This is a genomic window from Nocardioides okcheonensis (assembly GCF_020991065.1).
Lineage (GTDB): Bacteria > Actinomycetota > Actinomycetes > Propionibacteriales > Nocardioidaceae > Nocardioides > Nocardioides okcheonensis.
In genome coordinates, this window is the sequence record NZ_CP087710.1 from 4,019,253 (window position 1) to 4,036,800 (window position 17,548).

The 17,548-nt window shown below is 73.0% G+C and carries 13 protein-coding genes; 9 read left to right on the forward strand and 4 right to left on the reverse strand.

All coding sequences use genetic code 11. From position 1 onward, the window contains the following. Positions 1–3: 3 nt before the first annotated feature. Positions 4–561: a hypothetical protein gene (locus LN652_RS19550; protein WP_230442252.1), complete on the reverse strand. Its 558-nt coding sequence runs from the start codon at positions 559–561 to the stop codon at positions 4–6. A gap of 1 nt (position 562) precedes the next feature. After that, positions 563–2,119 (reverse strand): multicopper oxidase family protein, encoded by a 1,557-nt coding sequence (locus LN652_RS19555; protein ID WP_230442253.1) that lies wholly within the window; start codon positions 2,117–2,119, stop codon positions 563–565. 195 nt (positions 2,120–2,314) lie between these two features. Here LN652_RS19555 and LN652_RS19560 point away from each other — a divergent pair, with 195 nt between their 5' ends. The 4 genes from LN652_RS19560 to LN652_RS19575 all read left to right on the forward strand — a co-directional run bounded on the left by LN652_RS19560 (position 2,315) and on the right by LN652_RS19575 (position 11,047). After that, positions 2,315–7,750, forward strand: a complete 5,436-nt coding sequence (locus LN652_RS19560; protein WP_230442254.1) for a peroxidase family protein — start codon at positions 2,315–2,317, stop codon at positions 7,748–7,750. A gap of 311 nt (positions 7,751–8,061) precedes the next feature. Then, positions 8,062–8,691, forward strand: a complete 630-nt coding sequence (locus LN652_RS19565) for a response regulator transcription factor (RefSeq protein WP_230442255.1) — start codon at positions 8,062–8,064, stop codon at positions 8,689–8,691. Continuing rightward, the gene (locus tag LN652_RS19570; RefSeq protein WP_230442256.1) at positions 8,688–10,034 is read left to right on the forward strand and encodes a sensor histidine kinase; all 1,347 of its coding nucleotides are present in this window, start codon (positions 8,688–8,690) and stop codon (positions 10,032–10,034) included. The genes LN652_RS19565 and LN652_RS19570 overlap by 4 nt, the downstream gene beginning before the upstream one ends. A 137-nt stretch (positions 10,035–10,171) precedes the next feature. Then, entirely contained in the window at positions 10,172–11,047 is an 876-nt protein-coding gene (locus LN652_RS19575; RefSeq protein ID WP_230442257.1) for an AfsR/SARP family transcriptional regulator, read from the forward strand. Between the two features lie 3 nt (positions 11,048–11,050). On the opposite strand, the gene LN652_RS19580 is transcribed toward LN652_RS19575, so the two are convergent. Next, complete coding sequence (locus LN652_RS19580) at positions 11,051–12,037, reverse strand: LLM class F420-dependent oxidoreductase (RefSeq protein WP_230442258.1); 987 nt, start codon at positions 12,035–12,037, stop codon at positions 11,051–11,053. Positions 12,038–12,148: 111 nt separating this feature from the next. Between LN652_RS19580 and LN652_RS19585 the strand changes: the two genes are divergently transcribed. Together LN652_RS19585 and LN652_RS19590 are read left to right on the forward strand one after the other, a co-directional pair. Next, entirely contained in the window at positions 12,149–12,388 is a 240-nt protein-coding gene (locus tag LN652_RS19585) for a hypothetical protein (protein WP_230442259.1), read from the forward strand. A 21-nt stretch (positions 12,389–12,409) separates the two neighbouring features. Beyond that, the gene (locus LN652_RS19590; protein ID WP_230442260.1) at positions 12,410–13,066 is read left to right on the forward strand and encodes an SDR family oxidoreductase; all 657 of its coding nucleotides are present in this window, start codon (positions 12,410–12,412) and stop codon (positions 13,064–13,066) included. 46 nt (positions 13,067–13,112) lie between these two features. Here the strand turns inward: LN652_RS19590 and paaZ are convergent, their stop codons facing one another. After that, the gene (gene paaZ, locus LN652_RS19595) at positions 13,113–15,143 is read right to left on the reverse strand and encodes a phenylacetic acid degradation bifunctional protein PaaZ (protein ID WP_230442261.1); all 2,031 of its coding nucleotides are present in this window, start codon (positions 15,141–15,143) and stop codon (positions 13,113–13,115) included. Positions 15,144–15,270: 127 nt separating this feature from the next. Here paaZ and paaA point away from each other — a divergent pair, with 127 nt between their 5' ends. The 3 genes from paaA to paaC are packed head-to-tail and all read left to right on the forward strand — an operon-like array spanning position 15,271 to position 17,548. Next, positions 15,271–16,242: a 1,2-phenylacetyl-CoA epoxidase subunit PaaA gene (paaA, locus tag LN652_RS19600; protein ID WP_230442262.1), complete on the forward strand. Its 972-nt coding sequence runs from the start codon at positions 15,271–15,273 to the stop codon at positions 16,240–16,242. Further along, on the forward strand, positions 16,239–16,601 hold the full coding sequence (paaB, locus tag LN652_RS19605; RefSeq protein ID WP_456238069.1) for a 1,2-phenylacetyl-CoA epoxidase subunit PaaB: 363 nt from the start codon (positions 16,239–16,241) through the stop codon (positions 16,599–16,601). Before paaA ends, paaB begins: the two co-directional genes overlap by 4 nt. Before the next feature lie 8 nt (positions 16,602–16,609). Further along, a complete protein-coding gene (gene paaC, locus LN652_RS19610; RefSeq protein WP_230442263.1) occupies positions 16,610–17,548 on the forward strand; it encodes a 1,2-phenylacetyl-CoA epoxidase subunit PaaC in 939 nt (312 codons plus the stop codon).

Below are 17,548 nucleotides of genomic sequence, written 5' to 3' on the forward strand. Positions count from 1 at the left end.
GGCTCACGCCAGGACGACGGCCAGGGCGCCCAGCACAGCGGTCGCGGCCAGCGCCGAGCCGACCCGCGAGCGCACCCGCGCGGGCAGCACCACGAGCAGCATCGCGACCACCACGAGCTCGGCGACGAGGCAGGTGAGGTCGAGCGGGCCGACCGCCTCGATCCGGTCGCCGGGGTAGATCGGGATGCCGTTGCCCCGGCCGCCGGCGACCGGCAGGTGGTCGACCTCGTGCCCCGGCCCGTGGGCCGGCATGAACCACACGTCGACGGTGCGGGTCGCGACGTACGCCGCCACGACGGCGGTGTTGCCGGCCACGGCCGCTACCGTCAGCCACACCGGGAGCGCCCACCGCAGCAGCACCGCCAGCGTGAGCTGGGCCAGGCCGACGACGACGAACGCGACGCCCAGCCAGCGCGCCTCGGCGAGGTGGGCGGGCGCCACCAGCAGGTGGATGACGCCCGCGGCGACGCTCCACACCATCGCCACCGGCACGGCCACGCCGCGCGGGTCGACGTCGTCGACCTCGGCATCGAGGTCGGTCGGGTGCAGGACGGCGGTCATGTCACAGGTCCCACTCGGGCAGCGGGTGGCAGGGATCGCCGAGCGGGTCGTTGCCGGCCGACTGCGGGTTGCGGATCTCGAACTGCGCCATCATGTCGTGGTCCTCGTGGACCAGGTTGTGGCAGTGCATCATGTACTTCCCCTCGCCCGAGTCGAAGCGGATGAGCAGCCGCACGGTCTCGTTCTCGCCGACGAACACCACGTCCTTGGCGCCCCGCTCGTGCGGCAGGGGCGGCTTGCCGTTCCGGGAGAGCACCTTGAAGTCGATGAAGTGGATGTGGAACGGGTGGTGCCAGCCGCCCGAGGGGTTGCGGATCTCCCAGATCTCCACGTCGTCGCGCAGCGGGTCGGCGAGGACCTTGGCGAAGTCGCTGGCCACGACGTCGTCCCAGGTGGTGCCGTTGACCGTCCACTTGCCGTTGGTGCGGACGAGGTCGAAGGTGCGGGTGCGCACCGCCTGGCTCTCGGCCAGCGCCATCGTCGGCTGGGCGGGGTAGAGCTGGGCGGGCAGCGCGTTGCTGTTCTTCGAGAAGGCCTCGTCGGTGACCTCGAACATCATCACCTTGTCGGTGTTGACGTAGTCGGTGTTGTTCTTCGGCGAGCGGTTGCGCAGCGCGAAGCGGGTGCCGGGGGCGTACTTGGAGAAGTCGATCACCACCTCGTAGCGCTCGGCGCTGCCGTGCCGGAACGACTTGACCTTCTGCGGGGCCGGGATGAGCCCGGCGTCCGTGGCGATGACCGACATCGACGCCCCGTTGTCGAGGTACCACGCGTAGGAGCGCGAGACCGAGGCGTTGAGGATGCGGAAGCGGTACTTGCGGCGCGCCACCCGCATCACCGGCCACGGCACTCCGTTGACGGTGATCACGTCGCCGTAGAGGCCCTTCTCGTCGCTGTTGTCGAACAGCAGCGACCCGTCGGCGTTGAACATCTTGTCCGACACGATCAGCGGCACGTCGTAGATGCCGGTCGGGATCTTGAGCGAGCGCTCCAGGCTGTCGTGCAGCTGGTACATGCCGGCCAGGCCCATGTAGACGTTCTCGGCCGTGTGGTGCAGGCCGTGGTCGTGGTACCAGAGGGTCCGCGACGGCTGCCAGTTCGGGTACCGGTAGTCCTTCCAGAAGCCGGGGTTGGTGATGTCGCTGGCATAGCCGTCGTACTCCGGCAGCGAGGCCGAGCCGTGCAGGTGCACCGACGTCCAGGGGGTGTAGCCGAGCTGCGGGTGGATGGTCGGCAGGTTGTTGAGCTGGCGCACGACGACCTGGCGTCCGCGCTCGACGTGGAACGTGGGCCCCGGCACCGAGCCGTTGTAGCCCCACACCGGCGTCTGCAGCCCCGGGATCATCTCCACGGTCGTGGGCTGCATCTCGATGCGGTAGTAGTCGGTCGTGGCGTCCGACCGGGTGGGCAGGATGGTCGGCGGGATCCGGAACGGCAGCGTGAACGGCGCGGGCAGCGCGCTCTCGGCGATCCGGTTGGCCAGCACCAGCGGCGCGGCCAGCGCCCGCTGCAGCGGCAGCGCGAGCGCCGCGCCCCCCATCGCCGAGAGCTTGATCATGTCGCGTCTGCTGAGCTCCACGACCCCACCACCCCTTCGTGTCCCTGTCGCGCGTCCCCTGCGCGGCCTCCGCATCGTGCGGGTCGACCCCTTGGGCTGCCCTTGGGGCCGGCCCAAGGGCAGCCCAAGGTGTCCCGGCGCACCCTGACCCCCTCGCACGCCTGCCCGGGGCGAGCCGTTCGACGGGGCACGACCATGGACCGCACGCCGCAGCACACCCGCTCGTACCGCCGCACCGCGCGCCTGGCCGCCCTCTCGGTGGTCGCCGCACTCGGCGCGCTGCTGCCGGCGGCGCCCCCGGCCGGTGCCGCCGGGGTGGTCGGCGCCGGGTTCACCGTGAGCAAGGGGGACCTGACCTTCATCCTGCGCCAGATCCGGATCTCCGAGCGGCACGCCAACACGCTCACGGCCGCCGACCCGTGCGGCACGCTCGTGGGCGCCGGGCCCAACCAGATCCCCGACCGGCTCACGTCCTACGGCCTGCGCACCGTCGACGGGTCGTGCAACAACCTGTTCCAGGGACGGTCCCGCTGGGGCTCGGCGGACCAGGTCTTCCCGCGGCTGGTCGACCCGACCTTTCGCGAGGCCGAGGGCATCGACGCCGGCGCCCTGTTCCCTGGGAGCCCGGCCGACGACGCCAGCAGCTACACCCAGAGGACCGGGTCGGTCTACGACTCCCAGCCCCGGCTGGTGAGCAACCTGGTCGTCGACCAGACCGCCACCAACCCGGCCGCCGTCGCGGCTGCCGGCAACCCGGTCCGCACCCAGGGCAACAGCGGCGTGGTGCCCTGCCAGCCCGGCGGGGACCCCAGGGAGGGTGACCCCGACGGCACTCCCGACGGCTGCGTCGGGGCGGGCGGCACCCTCTTCATCCCGAACGTCACGACCGACGTGGGCCTGTCCCCGCCGTACAACTCGACCTTCACCTTCTTCGGGCAGTTCTTCGACCACGGCGTCGACCAGACGGTGAAGGGTGGCGCGACCGTCTTCATCCCGCTGACGGCCGACGACCCGCTGCGCACCCTCGGTCCCGACGGCAAGGCCGGCACCGGCGACGAGCTCGGCAACGGTCCGCAGTTCATGGCGATCACCCGCGCCAAGAACCAGCCCGGTCCCGACGGTCAGATGGGCACGGCCGACGACGTGCAGGAGGCCGAGAACACCGACAGCCCGTGGGTGGACCAGAGCCAGACCTACTCCTCCCACGCCGCGCACCAGGTCTTCCTGCGCGAGTACGAGCTGACCGACTCCGGCCCCGACGGCGTGCTGCACGACGACCCGGCCACCGACGGCGTGGACGAGGGCGCCGACGACACCGACCCGGTCGCGACCGGCCGCCTGCTGGGCGGACTGGGCGCCGGCGGCACCTACGCCGGCTCGCCCGACGGTCGCACCGGCATGGCCTCGTGGGCGTCGACGAAGCAGCAGGCGGCCCGCGAGCTCGGCCTCCAGCTCGTCGACACCGACGTGCTCGACGTCCCGGCGCTCCTCACCGACCCCTACGGCCAGTTCATCCCGGGTCCCGTCGGAGGCTTCCCGCAGTACGTCTGCACGCCCAACGGCGACGACTGCCCCGCGACCGGTCTCGTCGAGGGCGACCCGACCGCCGACGGCGGCAGGGGCGTGCGTCCACCGAGCAGCGTCCGCCACTTCCAGACGCCGTTCCTGACCGACATCGCCCACGCCGCCGACCCCTCGCCGGTCGACACCGACCACAACCCCGGCACCCCCGCCGTGCCGGCCGTCCCCGACGCCGACGACACCGCCGGTCGCTCGACCGACCCGGTCGCGCCCGGGGAGTACGACGACGAGCTGCTCGCCTCGCACTTCATCGCCGGCGACGGCCGCGTCAACGAGAACATCGCGCTGAGCTTCGTGCACCAGATCTTCCACTCCGAGCACGACCGGCTCGCGGCCGACATCGACGCGACCCTCCACCAGCCCGGCAACGAGTCGCTGCTGGCCGGGTTCGCGACGACCACGCCCCCCGAGGGGTCCGGCGCCGGCGCCCGGGCGTGGTCCTACGGCGACCGCCTCTTCCAGGCCGCCCGCTTCGTCAACGAGATGGAGTACCAGCACCTCGTCTTCGAGGAGTTCGCGCGCAAGATGGTCCCGGCCATCCACCCGTTCCACGTCTACTCCCCGGACGTCAACCCGGCGGTGGACGCCGAGTTCGCGCACGCGGTCTACCGCTTCGGGCACTCGATGCTCGACGACGTGGTGGCGCGCCGCTACAACGGCGTGGACCACGACGAGTTCCTGCTCGACGCGTTCCTCAACCCGCCGATGTACTTCGACAGCGGGGACCCGGCGCACCCGTGGACGCCCGAGCAGGCGGCCGGCGCGATCGCGATGGGCTCGGCCGACCAGGTCGGCAACGAGATCGACGAGTTCGTGACGAAGACGCTACGCAGCAACCTGCTCGGCCTGCCGCTCGACCTGGCCGCACTCAACATGGCCCGCGCCCGCGACGCGGGCGTGCCGCGGCTCAACGAGGTGCGGCGCACGCTCCACGCCCGGACCAACGACCCCTCCCTGGCGCCCTACGAGAGCTGGGCCGACCTCGGCAACCACCTCAAGCACCCGGAGTCGCTGGTCAACTTCGTCGCCGCCTACGGCACGCACCCGTCCATCACGGAGGCGACGACCCTCGCCGGCAAGCGGGCCGCCGCGCGTGCGCTCGTCGACCCCCAGCCCGGCGACACCCCGCCCCCGGACGCGGCGTCGTTCATGTTCGGGACCGACAGCACCGAGCTGACCGCCTGCCAGGAGCCCGACGCGGGCTGCGGCGACTGGTCCAGCGACGGGGTCGGCCGGACCTCGACCGGCGTCGACGACGTCGACCTCTGGGTCGGTGGCCTCGCCGAGGTGACCAACCTCTTCGGCGGCCTGCTCGGCAGCACCTTCAACTACGTCTTCCAGACCCAGATGGAGAAGCTCCAGGACAACGACCGGCTCTACTACCTGGCCCGTACGCCGGGCCTCAACCTCCGCGCGCAGCTCGAGGGCAACTCGTTCACCGAGATCATCCAGCGCAACACCGACGGCACGAGCGCGCTGAAGTCCGACGCGTTCGGCACCGCCGACTGCCACTTCCTGCTCGCCGACCTCGCCGGCACGCCGGCCGGGTTCGCCCAGAACGGGTCGACGGTCGCGGACGACCCGGCGACGCCCGACTGCAAGGAGAACCTGCTGCTGGTCCGCAACCCCGACGGCACGATCGCCTACAGGACCCGCAACACGGTCGACCCGTCCGGCATCAACAGCCAGTCGGTCTACGAGGGAACGCCCGGCGTCGACCGCGTCAACGGCGGCAACGACAACGACACCTTCTGGGGCGGCGAGGGCAACGACCGGATCGAGGGCAACGGCGGCGACGACGTGGCGCTGGGCGGACTCGGCGACGACATCATCACCGACCTCGACGGCGCGGACATGCACCGCGGCGGGCCCGGTGACGACGCCATCGACTCCGGCCCGGGCGACGACCTCTCCTTCGCCGGCGACGGGCAGGACGTGGTCAACGGAGGCCTCAACGACAACGAGGCGTTCGGTGGCGAGGGTGACGACTTCATCATCGCCGGCAACGGCGCCGACGCGGTCTTCGGCGACGGCGGCGACGACTGGATCCAGGGAGGCAACGGCCAGGACCTGCTCATCGGCGACCACGCCGCGCCGTTCTTCGACGACCCGGGCGAGCCCCAGCCCGGCCACGACGTCTTCGTCGGCCAGCCCGGCGAGAACGACTACGACGCCGAGGGCGGAGACGACATCATGTCGCAGAACGCGGCGATCGACCGGAATGCCGGGGCCGGCGGCTTCGACTGGGCCACCCACCAGTACGACACCGTGGGCGCCGACGACGACATGAAGATCAACCAGGTCCTCGCCGGGCAGCCGCTCCCGGTCGTGGTCAACCGCGACCGGTGGGCCGAGATGGAGGCGAACTCCGGGTCCGCCTTCGACGACGTGATCCGCGGCGACGACGAGTTCCCCGCGGCGGTCCAGGGTGGCGGCTTCACCGGGTGCGACGCGCTCGACGCCGCAGGCCTGGCGCGGGTCCCCGGCCTGGCCGCGATCGTCCCCCCGCTGAGCGACCTCGACGTGGCCGCGGTGACGTTGCCGGGCGGCGGGGGAGTGCCGGCCCGGCTGACCGGGGCGGACCTCGGCGCCGGCGCCTTCACCGGGACCTGCCCGCTGGAGGGCGACATCTGGGGCGACGGCAACATCCTCGTCGGCGGTGCCGGGTCCGACACCCTCGAGGGCCGAGCCGGCAACGACGTCGTCGACGGCGACCGGGCCCTCGAGGTGCGGATCAGCGTGCTCGACGGACCCGCGTCCAGCGCCGCCAGCACCGAGATCGGCAGCACCGACCTGCTGGAGCACCAGGCGCTGACCGGCACCTTCGGCCCCGGCACCGCCGGCAAGACCCTGCAGCAGGCGGTCTTCGCCGGACTGGTCGACCCGGGCACCCTCCGGATCGGGCGACGGATCACGATCCCGGCCAACCAGGGGGCGGTGGACACCGCGGTGTTCAGCAGCGTCCGCAGCGACTACACGATCGTGCCGAACGCCAACGGCTCGATCACCGTCGCCGACAACCGGACCGCCGCGGTCAACGACGGCACGGACACGGTCCGCAACGTCGAGCAGCTGCGGTTCTCCGACCGGACGGTCCAGCTGACGACCGCGCCCAGCCCGACCGGTGTGACGGCCGTGGCCGGCAACGCCTCCGCCACGGTGTCGTGGACCGACCCGGCCTCGACCAGCCTGTTCCCGGTCTCCGAGCACCGGATCCAGGTTGTCGTCGGTGGCAGCGTCCAGCGGATCGTCGGCCAGATCACGGGTGGTGCACGGTCGGCGGTGGTCACCGGCCTCACCAACGGCACGACGTACACGTTCTCCGTGATCTCCGTGAACGCCGTCGGCGAGAGCGCGCCGTCGACGGAGTCCAACGCGGTCACCCCGGTGGACCCGGTCCCGCAGCTGCTGTCGACCACGCCCACGGCGAACGCCAGCGGGGTCTCCGTGTCCGCCGACCAGGTCGGGGTGTTCGACCGGTCCGTGACCAGCCCCAACTGGACCAACGCGGTCCAGCTGCGCAACAACGTGACCGGGACGCTTGTGGGCCGGGTCGTGACCTACGTCGACGCCACGCGCACGGTGACCGTCAACCCGAACGCCAACCTGGCGGCCGGCACGTCCTACACGCTGACCTTCCTCGGCACGGGCGCCAACGGCATCAGGGACGCGGCCGGCACCCGGCTGGCCACCACGGCGATCACCTTCACCACGGCCTCGGACGCCACGCCGCCCGTCGTCACCACGTCGACGCCGGCCAACGGTGCGACGGGGGCGAGCCTCACGGCCAACCTGCTCGTCGACTTCAGCGAGCGCGTGGTCGGGGCGAGTGGCAGCACGGTCGCCCTGACCGTGGACGGGACCGGAGCCACCGTCGCCTCGGCGGTGAGCGTCAACGCCGCCGGCACCAGGGTGACGATCAACCCGACGCCCACGCTGGCCCGCAACACGCTCTACCGGATCACGTTGACCGGCGGGGCGGGCGCGATCAGGGACGCGTTCGGCAACCCGCTGACCACGACGACCATCACCTTCCGCACCAGACCCTGAGCCGACACCGGTCACCCCGGCGGGTACGTCCCGACCGGCCGGGGGACCACCGAGGCCAGGGTTCCCCCAGACCCCCACCCCACGGGGAGGCCTGCCGCTCGGTGTGCGGCGGGGGGACGCACCGCCCGGTGCGTCCCCTCGTTGGCGTATATCGCTGCGGCGCGCGCGGGGAACTGGTCTGGACCGGTGGTCATTCGCTGGGCGCCGCCGCGGCGACCGACTCAGAATGCCCTGTGGGCAACACCTCCTCCGGGCTCGCGGAGGGCGGTCGACGAGCGTTGACACCGGGGGACGACGGGCCTGATGGCCAGGTGACCCGCCGGGTGCTGGTGGTCGACGACCACCGGACCGTGGCCGAGCTGCTTCGCCTGGCGCTCGACGCGGCGCCGGGCCTGCGGTGCGTGGGCGTCGCCTACGACTGCCGGTCCGCTGTCCGCCTGGTCGAGGAGCTGCAGCCCGAGGTCGTGCTCTGCGACCTGCACCTCGGCGCGGAGCGGATGTCGGGGGTCGAGGTCGCGCGGGCGGTCCACGCCGCGGGGACCGGCGCCACCATCCTGCTGACCGGCGACGCGACGGGGATGCGGCTCGACACCCTGCACCAGTGCGGGGCCAGCGGGCTGCTGGCCAAGGACGGCGACCTGCCGGTGCTGCTGGCGACGGTGCGCGACGCCCGCCGCGACCAGCTCGTGGTCGACCCGTCCGTGCTGCGGATGCTCTCGCGCCCGCCGATGGCCGCGGTGTCGCTCAGCCCGCGCGAGGGCGACGTGCTGCGGCTGATGGGGCAGGGCAAGGACGTCGTGCGGATCGCCCGCGAGCTCGGCATCACCACCGCCACCTGCCGGGGCTACGTGAAGGCGTTGCTGCACAAGCTCGACGCCCACACCCAGCTGGAGGCGGTGGTCAAGGCTCAGTCGCTCGGACTCCTCGAGCGGGCGTCGTGACCGGGCTCGACCGTCGCGCCGCTGCCGGCGCCGCACCCTCCTCGACGTTCCGGCGGGTGGCGGTGCGCTGTGCGCTGATCGGGGTGGGCTGCCTCGTCGTGATGTCGGTGGCGGCCTGGGTCGTGAGCCAGCAGATCGCCGAGCGCGAGGCGCTGCGTGACGCCTCGTCCCGCGCGCGCGGCATCGCGTGGGGTGTCGCCGGTCCGCTGGTCACCGGCGGCGTGAGGCGGGGCGACCCGCAGAGCCTCGACCGGATCGGTGAGGTGCTGCACGCGCGCATCGCGGAGGGCCGGGTGTCGCACATCGTGCTGTGGGACGGGGACGGCAGGATCCTGTGGATGTCGCGGGGCGACCTCGCCGGGCAGTCCTACGACCTCTCCCAGGACGCGATGACCGCGCTCACCACGCAGCGGGCGGTCGCCCACCTGCCCGGCTCGACCGCACCGCACGACGCCGACCTCTTCGCCGAGCCCGACCAGCTCGAGGTCTTCGTCGGCGCCGTGGGCGCCGACGGGGAGCCCTTCCTCTTCGAGGCCTACATGCCGGCCGACCGGATCGCCGCGGATCGCGCGAGCGTGCTGCCCAAGCTGCTCGCGATGGGGATCGGATCGGTGGCGCTCCTGCTCGCGCTGTTCGTGCCGCTCGCGCTCCGCCTCGCCGGCCGCGTCGACGACGCCCAGCGGCGACGGACCCGGGCGCTGGGGCGGAGCGTGGAGTCCTGGCGCCACCAGCGGCTGCTGCTGGCCCAGGACCTGCACGACGGGGTGATCCAGGACATGGCGGCGATCAGCATGGGAATGTCGCTGCTGGAGGGGCGCTCGCTCGACGACGACGCGTCCCGCGAGGTCCTCACCCGCGTCGTGGGCTCCGCGCGGAGGGGTGAGGCCTCGCTGCGCTCGCTCGTGGTGGACCTCGCGCCGCGACAGCTGGAGACGCGCGGGCTCGCCGAGGCGGTGGTCGACCTGGCCCGGCAGCACCGCGCCCAGGACCTCGACATCACGGTGTCGTACTCCCGCGACGTACGCGTGCCCGACGGCAGCGGGATCCTCGCCTTCCGCGTCATCCGTGAGGGGCTGCGCAACGTGGTCAAGCACGCGGCCGCCGGTGCGGTGCTCGTCGACGTCCGCGCCGGGGCGCAGGCGGACACGATCGAGGTGGAGGTCCTCGACGACGGCGCCGTCCCGCCCGCCGAGGGTGCCCTCGCATCGGGCCAGGGCCTGCGGCTGCTCGCCGAGACGATCGAGGACGTGGGAGGGTCGCTCACCCTCGGTCGCGCGCCCGGGGGCGGCACCCGGCTGGCGGCCGTGATCCCGTTCGTGCGGACCCAGCCGACGCTGGCCTGACCACCCCTCACGTTGGGGGTGTGGTCCACCCTCGCATGGCGGTTCCGGTGACCGGACGGCGCTGCGATGCTTCGGCGTGGGGCAGGTCCTCTCGGCGTGGGGCCGAGGGTCGGGACCGCTGGGTGGGAGGAAAACGCATGAGCACGATCAGTCTGTTCGGTCCGGTGGGGGTGGAGCACGGCGGACTCGTGGCCCGCGGTCCCGACTTCGGGGGGCGCAAGCCCGTGGGCGTGCTGGCGCTCCTGGCGCTGGCCCCCGGCACGCCACGCACCCGCGACGAGATCGCGGAGGTGCTGTGGGAAGGGAGGCCGCCCCGCGGCTACGTCGCCACGCTGCACGGCTACGTCAGCCTGCTGCGACGGGCCCTGTCGATGATCGGGGCAGGCCCGGTGCTGGTGACCTCTGCCCACGGCTACCTCATCGACCCGGACCTCGTCACCGTCGACCTGCACCGCGGGCACGCGCTGCTGGCGAGCGGTGACCCGGACGCGGTGCTCGACGCGCTGGACCTCGCGGCGCGTGGCCTGCTGGTCGACGTGCCCTACGCGGAGTGGGCAGCGCGTGCGCGCAGCGAGTGGGACGACGCGGTCGCGCTGGCCGCGACCCGGGCCGCCGGGGTCGCGCTCGAGCAGGGGGAGCCGCCCACGGCCGTACGCCTCGCCCGCGCCGCCCTGCGCGCCTCGCCCTACTGCGAAGGAGCGCTGCGCGAGCTGATGTCGGCGCTGGCGGCGAGCGGCCAGACCGGGCGTGCGGTCCAGGCCTTCGAGGAGGCGCGGGAGCGCTACGAGGCCGATCTGGGAGTGGGGCTCGGCGCGGAGACCGAGCAGCTCTACCTCCACCTGCTGCGGCCGCAGGCGACCCGCTCGGCCAGCACCGTGCCGGCCCTGATCCGGCTGCTGCGCGAGGCGCTGCAGGACCAGGCCGCCCTCGACCTCGACGACCCGGTGGTCCGCGACGTCAGCCGGTTGTTGATGCCGAAGCCGGTGCCCGTGCCGGTCCCGCAGGCGGGCTGAGCGTCACGGGGCGGCCGACCGCAGCTTCTCCAGGAGCGGGCCGGCCGCCTCGGCGAGGAAGCGATCCTGCCCCTCGTCGCCGACCTGCACCAGCGCGACGTCGGTGAAGCCGGCCTCCCAGTAGGCGGAGACGGCCTCCACGATCGCGTCGAGGTCGGGGCCGCAGGGGATCGAGCCGGCGACGTCCTCGGGGCGCACGAACTGCGTCGCGCCGGAGAACCCTGCCGGGGTGGGGAGGTCGGCGTTGACCGACCAGCCCCCGGCGAACCAGCGGAACTGCTCGTGCGCGCGGGCGACGGCGGCGTCGCGGTCGGGGTCCCAGCAGATCGGGATCTGGCCGACGGCGCGGGCGGGGCCACCGATGCGCGGCGCGCCCTCGGTGGCGTTCCACGACTCGACGATCTCCGCCTTCGGCTCGACCGCGACGAGGTGGTCGGCGAGCGGGGCGAAGCGGCCGATCGCGCGGTCGCCGGCGACCGCCACGGCGATCTCGACGCCGTCGTCGGGCAGGTCCCAGATCCGGGCGGAGTCGACCTGGAAGAAGTCACCGCGGTGGTCGACCAGCTCGCCGGTGTGCAGCGCCCGGATCACCTCGATCGCCTCGGCGAGCATGTCCTGCCGCTCGGCCAGTGCGGGCCAGCCCTCGCCGACGACGTGCTCGTTGAGGTTCTCGCCGCTGCCGAGGCCGAGGGTGAAGCGCCCCTCGGCGAGCAGCTGCAGCGTCGCGGCCTTCTGGGCGACGACGGCCGGGTGGTAGCGCAGCGTCGGGCAGGTCACGTAGGTCATCAGGTCGACCCGCGAGGTCGCGTGGGCCACGGCGCCCAGCGTCGTCCAGGCGTGGGGCGCGTGCCCCTGCGTGGTGAGCCACGGGGAGTAGTGGTCGCTCATCACCTCGAAGTCGAAGCCCACCTCCTCCGCGGCGACGGCGTAGGAGACCAGCTCGCGCGGTCCGCTCTGCTCGGTCATCAGCGTGTACCCGAAGCGCGTCATGGTCTCGACGGTAGCCACGCGTCCAGCGCCGCCCATCACCCTCGCAGGTGGGCGGCGGCGTGCTCGCGCCTGCTTGGCTTGGAGCCACGACCACCCACGCAGGAGGACGACATGACGGACGCGCACGCCACCGACGCCGAGCAGGACCGCACGCAGGACCAGGAGGACCGGGAGGACCAGGGCGGCCAGGTCTCCGAGCTCGCCGAGGCCGGGGGAGCGCCGCAGCCGATCAGCGCGGGCGACTCCGTGGCCGGGCAGCCGGACCAGGAGTCCGGCGAGGTCGAGGAGGGGACCCAGGGTCCCAACGCGATCCCCGACGACCCGACCGGCAAGCACCCGCACACCACCTGAGCCGTGGGGTAGAACGGTCCCATGGGAAAGCCAGTGATCCTCGTCGTGGGTGCCGGCCCGGGCGTGAGCGGGTCGGTGGCCCGCAGGTTCGCCGACGCGGGCCACGACGTCGCCCTGCTCGGCCAGGACCAGCAGGTGCTCGACGACCTGGTCGCGGACCTCGAGCCGCGCGGCGTCGCGGTGGGGCACGCGGTCGCCGACGTGACCGACGCGGCGGCTGCGACCGCCGCCGTGCGCCGCTTCGGCGAGCACACGGGTCGGATCGACGTGCTGCACTTCAACCCCAGCGCCTACCGCGAGAAGGACCCGCTCACGCTGTCGGTGCCCGAGCTGCTCGAGGACGTCGCGCTCGGCGTCGGGGCGCTGCTCACGGTCGTGCAGGCCGCCCGGCCGTACATGTCCGCGGGCGGGCGGGTCAGCGTCACCGGCAGCATGGCCGCCGACGAGCCGTGGGAGGGCGCGGCGTCGCTGGGCGTGCAGAAGGCGGGCGTGCGCAACCTCGTGCACAGCCTCGACAAGACGCTGGCCCCGGACGGCATCCGCGCCGTGTCCGTGACGGTGCGCGGCGCCCTGGCCCGGGAGGGCGCGTTCGCCCCCGACCGCGTGGCCGAGGCGGTCTTCGCCGCGGTCACCCGCGACGACGACGCTTGGACCAGCGAGGTCCCGTACGCGGGGTGAGTGGTCAGCGGCGCCCGACCGGCACGTGCGCCGACCGGGCTGGCGCTCACGCCTCCTTGGCGACCAGCGTCAGCACGTCGTAGGTCGCGACGGGCTCGTCGTCGGCGTTGGTGACCAGCGCGTCCCAGCGCACCTCGCCGTAGTCGGCCGAGGAGCGCGGCGTGATCTGCTTGACGGTCAGCGTGACCCGGATCGAGTCCCCGGCCTTGACGGGGGTCAGGAACCGCAGGTGGTCGACGCCGAAGTTGGCGAGCACCGGGCCCGGGGCGGGGTCGACGAACAGGCCGGCGGCCATCGACACGATGAGGTAGCCGTGGGCGACGATCCCGCCGAAGAGCGGGTTGCGCGCCGCGGCCTCGGGGTCGGTGTGGGCGTAGAAGGTGTCGCCGGTGAACTCGGCGAAGTGCTCGATGTCCTCCAGCGTGATCACCCGCGGCTCGGTGGCGACGGTGTCGCCGACGCGGAGCGTGGCGAGGGAGTGCCGGAACGGGTGCTCGGGCGTCGGGGTGCGCTGCGACCCGCGGGTCCAGCGGCCCGTGACGGCGGTCAGCATGTCGGGCGAGCCCTGGATCGCCGAGCGCTGCATGTGGTGCAGCACGCCGCGGACGCCGCCGAGCTCCTCGCCGCCGCCGGCGCGCCCGGGGCCGCCGTGGACGAGCATCGGCAGCGGCGAGCCGTGGCCGGTGGACTCGGGTGCGGCGTCGCGGTCGAGCACCAGGATGCGGCCGTGCCACGGCGCGAGGCCGAGGACGAGGGTGCGGGCGACGGCCGGGTCGTGGGTGACGACCGACCCGACGAGCGAGCCCTTGCCGCGCGCGGCCAGCGTCACCGCCTCGTCGAGCGTGTCGTAGGACAGGACCGTCGAGACCGGCCCGAACGGCTCCACGTCGTGCGGCTCGACGGCACCGGCGCGGGCGCGCAGCAGGACCGGAGCCATGAACGCGCCGCGCTCGCCGTCGCCGAGGAAGCCGGTGGTGGACGCCGGGTCGCCGAGCAGGAGGTCGGCCGAGCTGCGCAGCGCCTCGACGGCCTTGCGGACCTCCTCGCGCTGGCCCAGCGAGGCCAGCGGACCCATCCGGACCGCCTCGTCGCCGGGGTCGCCGACGGTGATCGTCGCCAGACTGGCCCGGATCGCCTCGGTCATGTCGTCGGCCACCGCGGCGGGCACGATCACGCGCCGGATGGCGGTGCACTTCTGGCCGGCCTTGGCGGTCATCTCGGTGACGACGCCCGTGACGAAGAGGTCCCACTCCGGGTCGCCGGCGGCGACGTCGGGGCCGAGCACCGAGCAGTTGAGCGAGTCGGCCTCGACCTGCAGGGTGACGCCGCCGTGCAGCACCGACGGGTGCTGGCGCAGGACCCCGGCGGTGTGGGCCGAGCCGGTGAAGGCGACCGAGTCCTGGACGCCGAGGTGGTCGAGCAGGTCGCCGGCCGAGCCGGACAGCAGCTGCAGCGAGCCCTCCGGGAGGATGCCGGACTCGATGATCCGGCGCACGACCAGCTCGGTGAGGTAGGCGGTCTGGCTGGCCGGCTTCACGATCGAGGGGAGGCCCGCGACGAAGGCCGGGGCGAGCTTCTCGAGCATGCCCCAGACCGGGAAGTTGAACGCGTTGACCTGCACCGCGACACCGGGGCGCGAGGTGTAGACGTGCTGGCCCACGAAGACGCCGGTCCGGCCGAGCTGCTCGAGGTCCCCGTCGCACACCACGGTGTCGTTGGGCAGCTCGCGCCGGCTCTTGGACGAATAGCTGAACATCGTGCCGAAGCCGCCGTCGATGTCGATCATCGAGTCGCGGCGCGTGGCGCCGGTGCGCAGCGAGACCTCGTAGAGCTCGTCCTTGAGCCCGGTGAGGTGGGCGGCGAGCTCCTTGAGCAGCAGCGCCCGCTCGTGGAAGGTCATCGACCGGATCGCCGGCCCGCCCACGGTGCGGGCGTGGTGGGTCATCGCAGCGATGTCGAGCCCGGCGCTGGAGATCCGGGCGACCTCCTCGCCCGTGGCCGCGTCGAGGAGGGGGTCGCCCTCGGAGGAGGAGGACCACCAGCGGCCGGCGGCGTAGCTCTCGAGCAGACGGGTCACGGGGGTCCCTTCGTCGGTACGTTCCGGGTTGTTGCGCGCCGGGGTGACGGGTGACACACTAATACCAGACCGATCGGTCAGTAAATGTCCAGATCCTGACCTCGGAGACCACCACCGCGGAGGACCGATGACCCTCACCGAGACCGCGCCCGGACCCGCCGAGTCCGAGCTGCAGAGCCACTTCGAGGCCACGGTCGCGCGCAACGACCGGATCGAGCCGCGCGACTGGATGCCCGAGGGCTACCGGAAGACGCTGGTGCGCCAGATCGCCCAGCACGCCCACAGCGAGATCATCGGCATGCAGCCGGAGGGCAACTGGATCACCCGGGCACCCAGCCTGCGCCGCAAGGCGATCCTGCTCGCCAAGGTGCAGGACGAGGCCGGGCACGGGCTCTACCTCTACTCCGCGGCCGAGACCCTCGGCGTCTCGCGGCTCGAGCTCACCGAGCTGCTGATCGCGGGCAAGCAGAAGTACTCCTCGATCTTCAACTACCCGACGCTGTCCTACGCCGACGTCGGCACCATCGGCTGGCTGGTCGACGGCGCCGCGATCTGCAACCAGGTCCCGCTGTGCCGCACCTCCTACGGCCCCTACGGCCGCGCGATGATCCGGGTCTGCAAGGAGGAGTCGTTCCACCAGCGCCAGGGCTACGAGCTGCTCGCCACGATGATGCGCGGCACCGACGCCCAGCGCGCGATGGTGCAGGAGTCGGTCGACCGCTTCTGGTGGCCGGCGCTGATGATGTTCGGCCCGCCCGACGACGCCTCGCCCAACACCGCGCAGTCGATGGCCTGGGGCATCAAGCGCCACACCAACGACGAGCTGCGCCAGAAGTTCGTCGACATGTCCGTGCCGCAGGCCGAGGCCCTCGGTGTCACGCTGCCCGACCCGGAGCTGCGCTGGAACGCCGAGCGCGGCCACCACGACTTCGGCCAGCCCGACTGGGAGGAGTTCATGGAGGGCGTCAAGGGCAACGGCCCGTGCAACGCGCAGCGGATGGCCCACCGCCGCCGCGCCCACGAGGACGGCGCCTGGGTGCGCGAGGCCGCGACCGCGTACGCCGCCCGCTCGCGCGCCGCCGGGCAGGTGTCGGCATGAGCGACCTGTCCGCCGAGGGCGGCCACGGCGCCGTCCCGCTGCAGGGCGTCCCGACCGGTGAGGGCGTGACCCCGCCCGAGCCCGAGTGGCCGCTCTACGAGGTGTTCGTCCGGGGCAAGCGCGGCCTCAACCACGTCCACGTCGGCTCCCTGCACGCCGCCGACGACCGGATGGCCGTCCTCCACGCCCGCGACGTCTACACCCGCCGCAACGAGGGCGTCAGCATCTGGGTGGTCCGGGCCGACGCGATCACCGCGTCGAGCCCCGACGAGAAGGACCCGATGTTCGCCCCCAGCGGCGACAAGGTCTACCGCCACCCGACGTTCTACGAGATCGCCGCCGACGTCCCCCACATGTAAGAGGTCCCATGGACTCCCACATCGACACCCCGCCCGAGGACGAGCACGACAGCGCCTACGCCGGGCTGCTCGTCAACGACGCCCACTGGGCCTTCGGCACCGACTTCGAGGACCCGCTGGCCGGGGTCGACACGACGATCCCCGACGGGGTCGACGCCGCGACGCTCGCGACCTACGCGCTGATGCTCGGCGACGACGCCCTCGTGATGTCGCACCGGATCTCCGAGTGGACCAGCAACGCGCCCGACCTCGAGGACGACATCGCGCTGTCCAACATCGCGCTCGACCTGCTCGGCCAGGCGCGGCTGCTGCTCGCCCGCGCCGCGCGGGCAGACGAGTCGCTCCTGCCGGCGCTGCCCGACGGGGCGCCCACCCCTCCCGAGGACGCGCTCGCGTTCTTCCGCGACGCCCACCAGCTCCGCAACGTGCGGTTCGCCGAGCTCGTCAACGGCGACTTCGCCGAGGCGACCGTCCGGGTGCTGCTCTTCTCGGTGTGGCGGCTCGCGATCCTCGAGCAGCTCCGGGGGAGCCGTGACCACGTGCTCGCCGCGGTCGCCGCCAAGGGGGTCAAGGAGGTCACCTACCACCGCGACTACGCCGCGCGCTGGTTCGTCACCCTCGCCGGCGGCACCGACGAGTCGCGGCGCCGGCTGGTCGCGGCGCTGGAGCAGCTGTGGCCGCTGTGGCCCGAGCTGTTCGACACCCACCCCGTCGAGGCGGCGGCGGCCGAGGCCGGCGTCGGCGTCGACCCGGGCACGATCCGCGACGCGGCCGAGGCGGTGCTCGACCAGGTCCTCGACGCGTCCGGCCTCGAGCGCCCGCAGGTGCCCCGTCGCGCCGGGGTGCTCGGACGCACCGGTCGTGACGGGATGCACGGCGAGCCGCTGAGCCGGCTGCTCGCCGAGATGCAGTCGGTCGCACGGGCCCACCCGCTGGGGCAGTGGTGA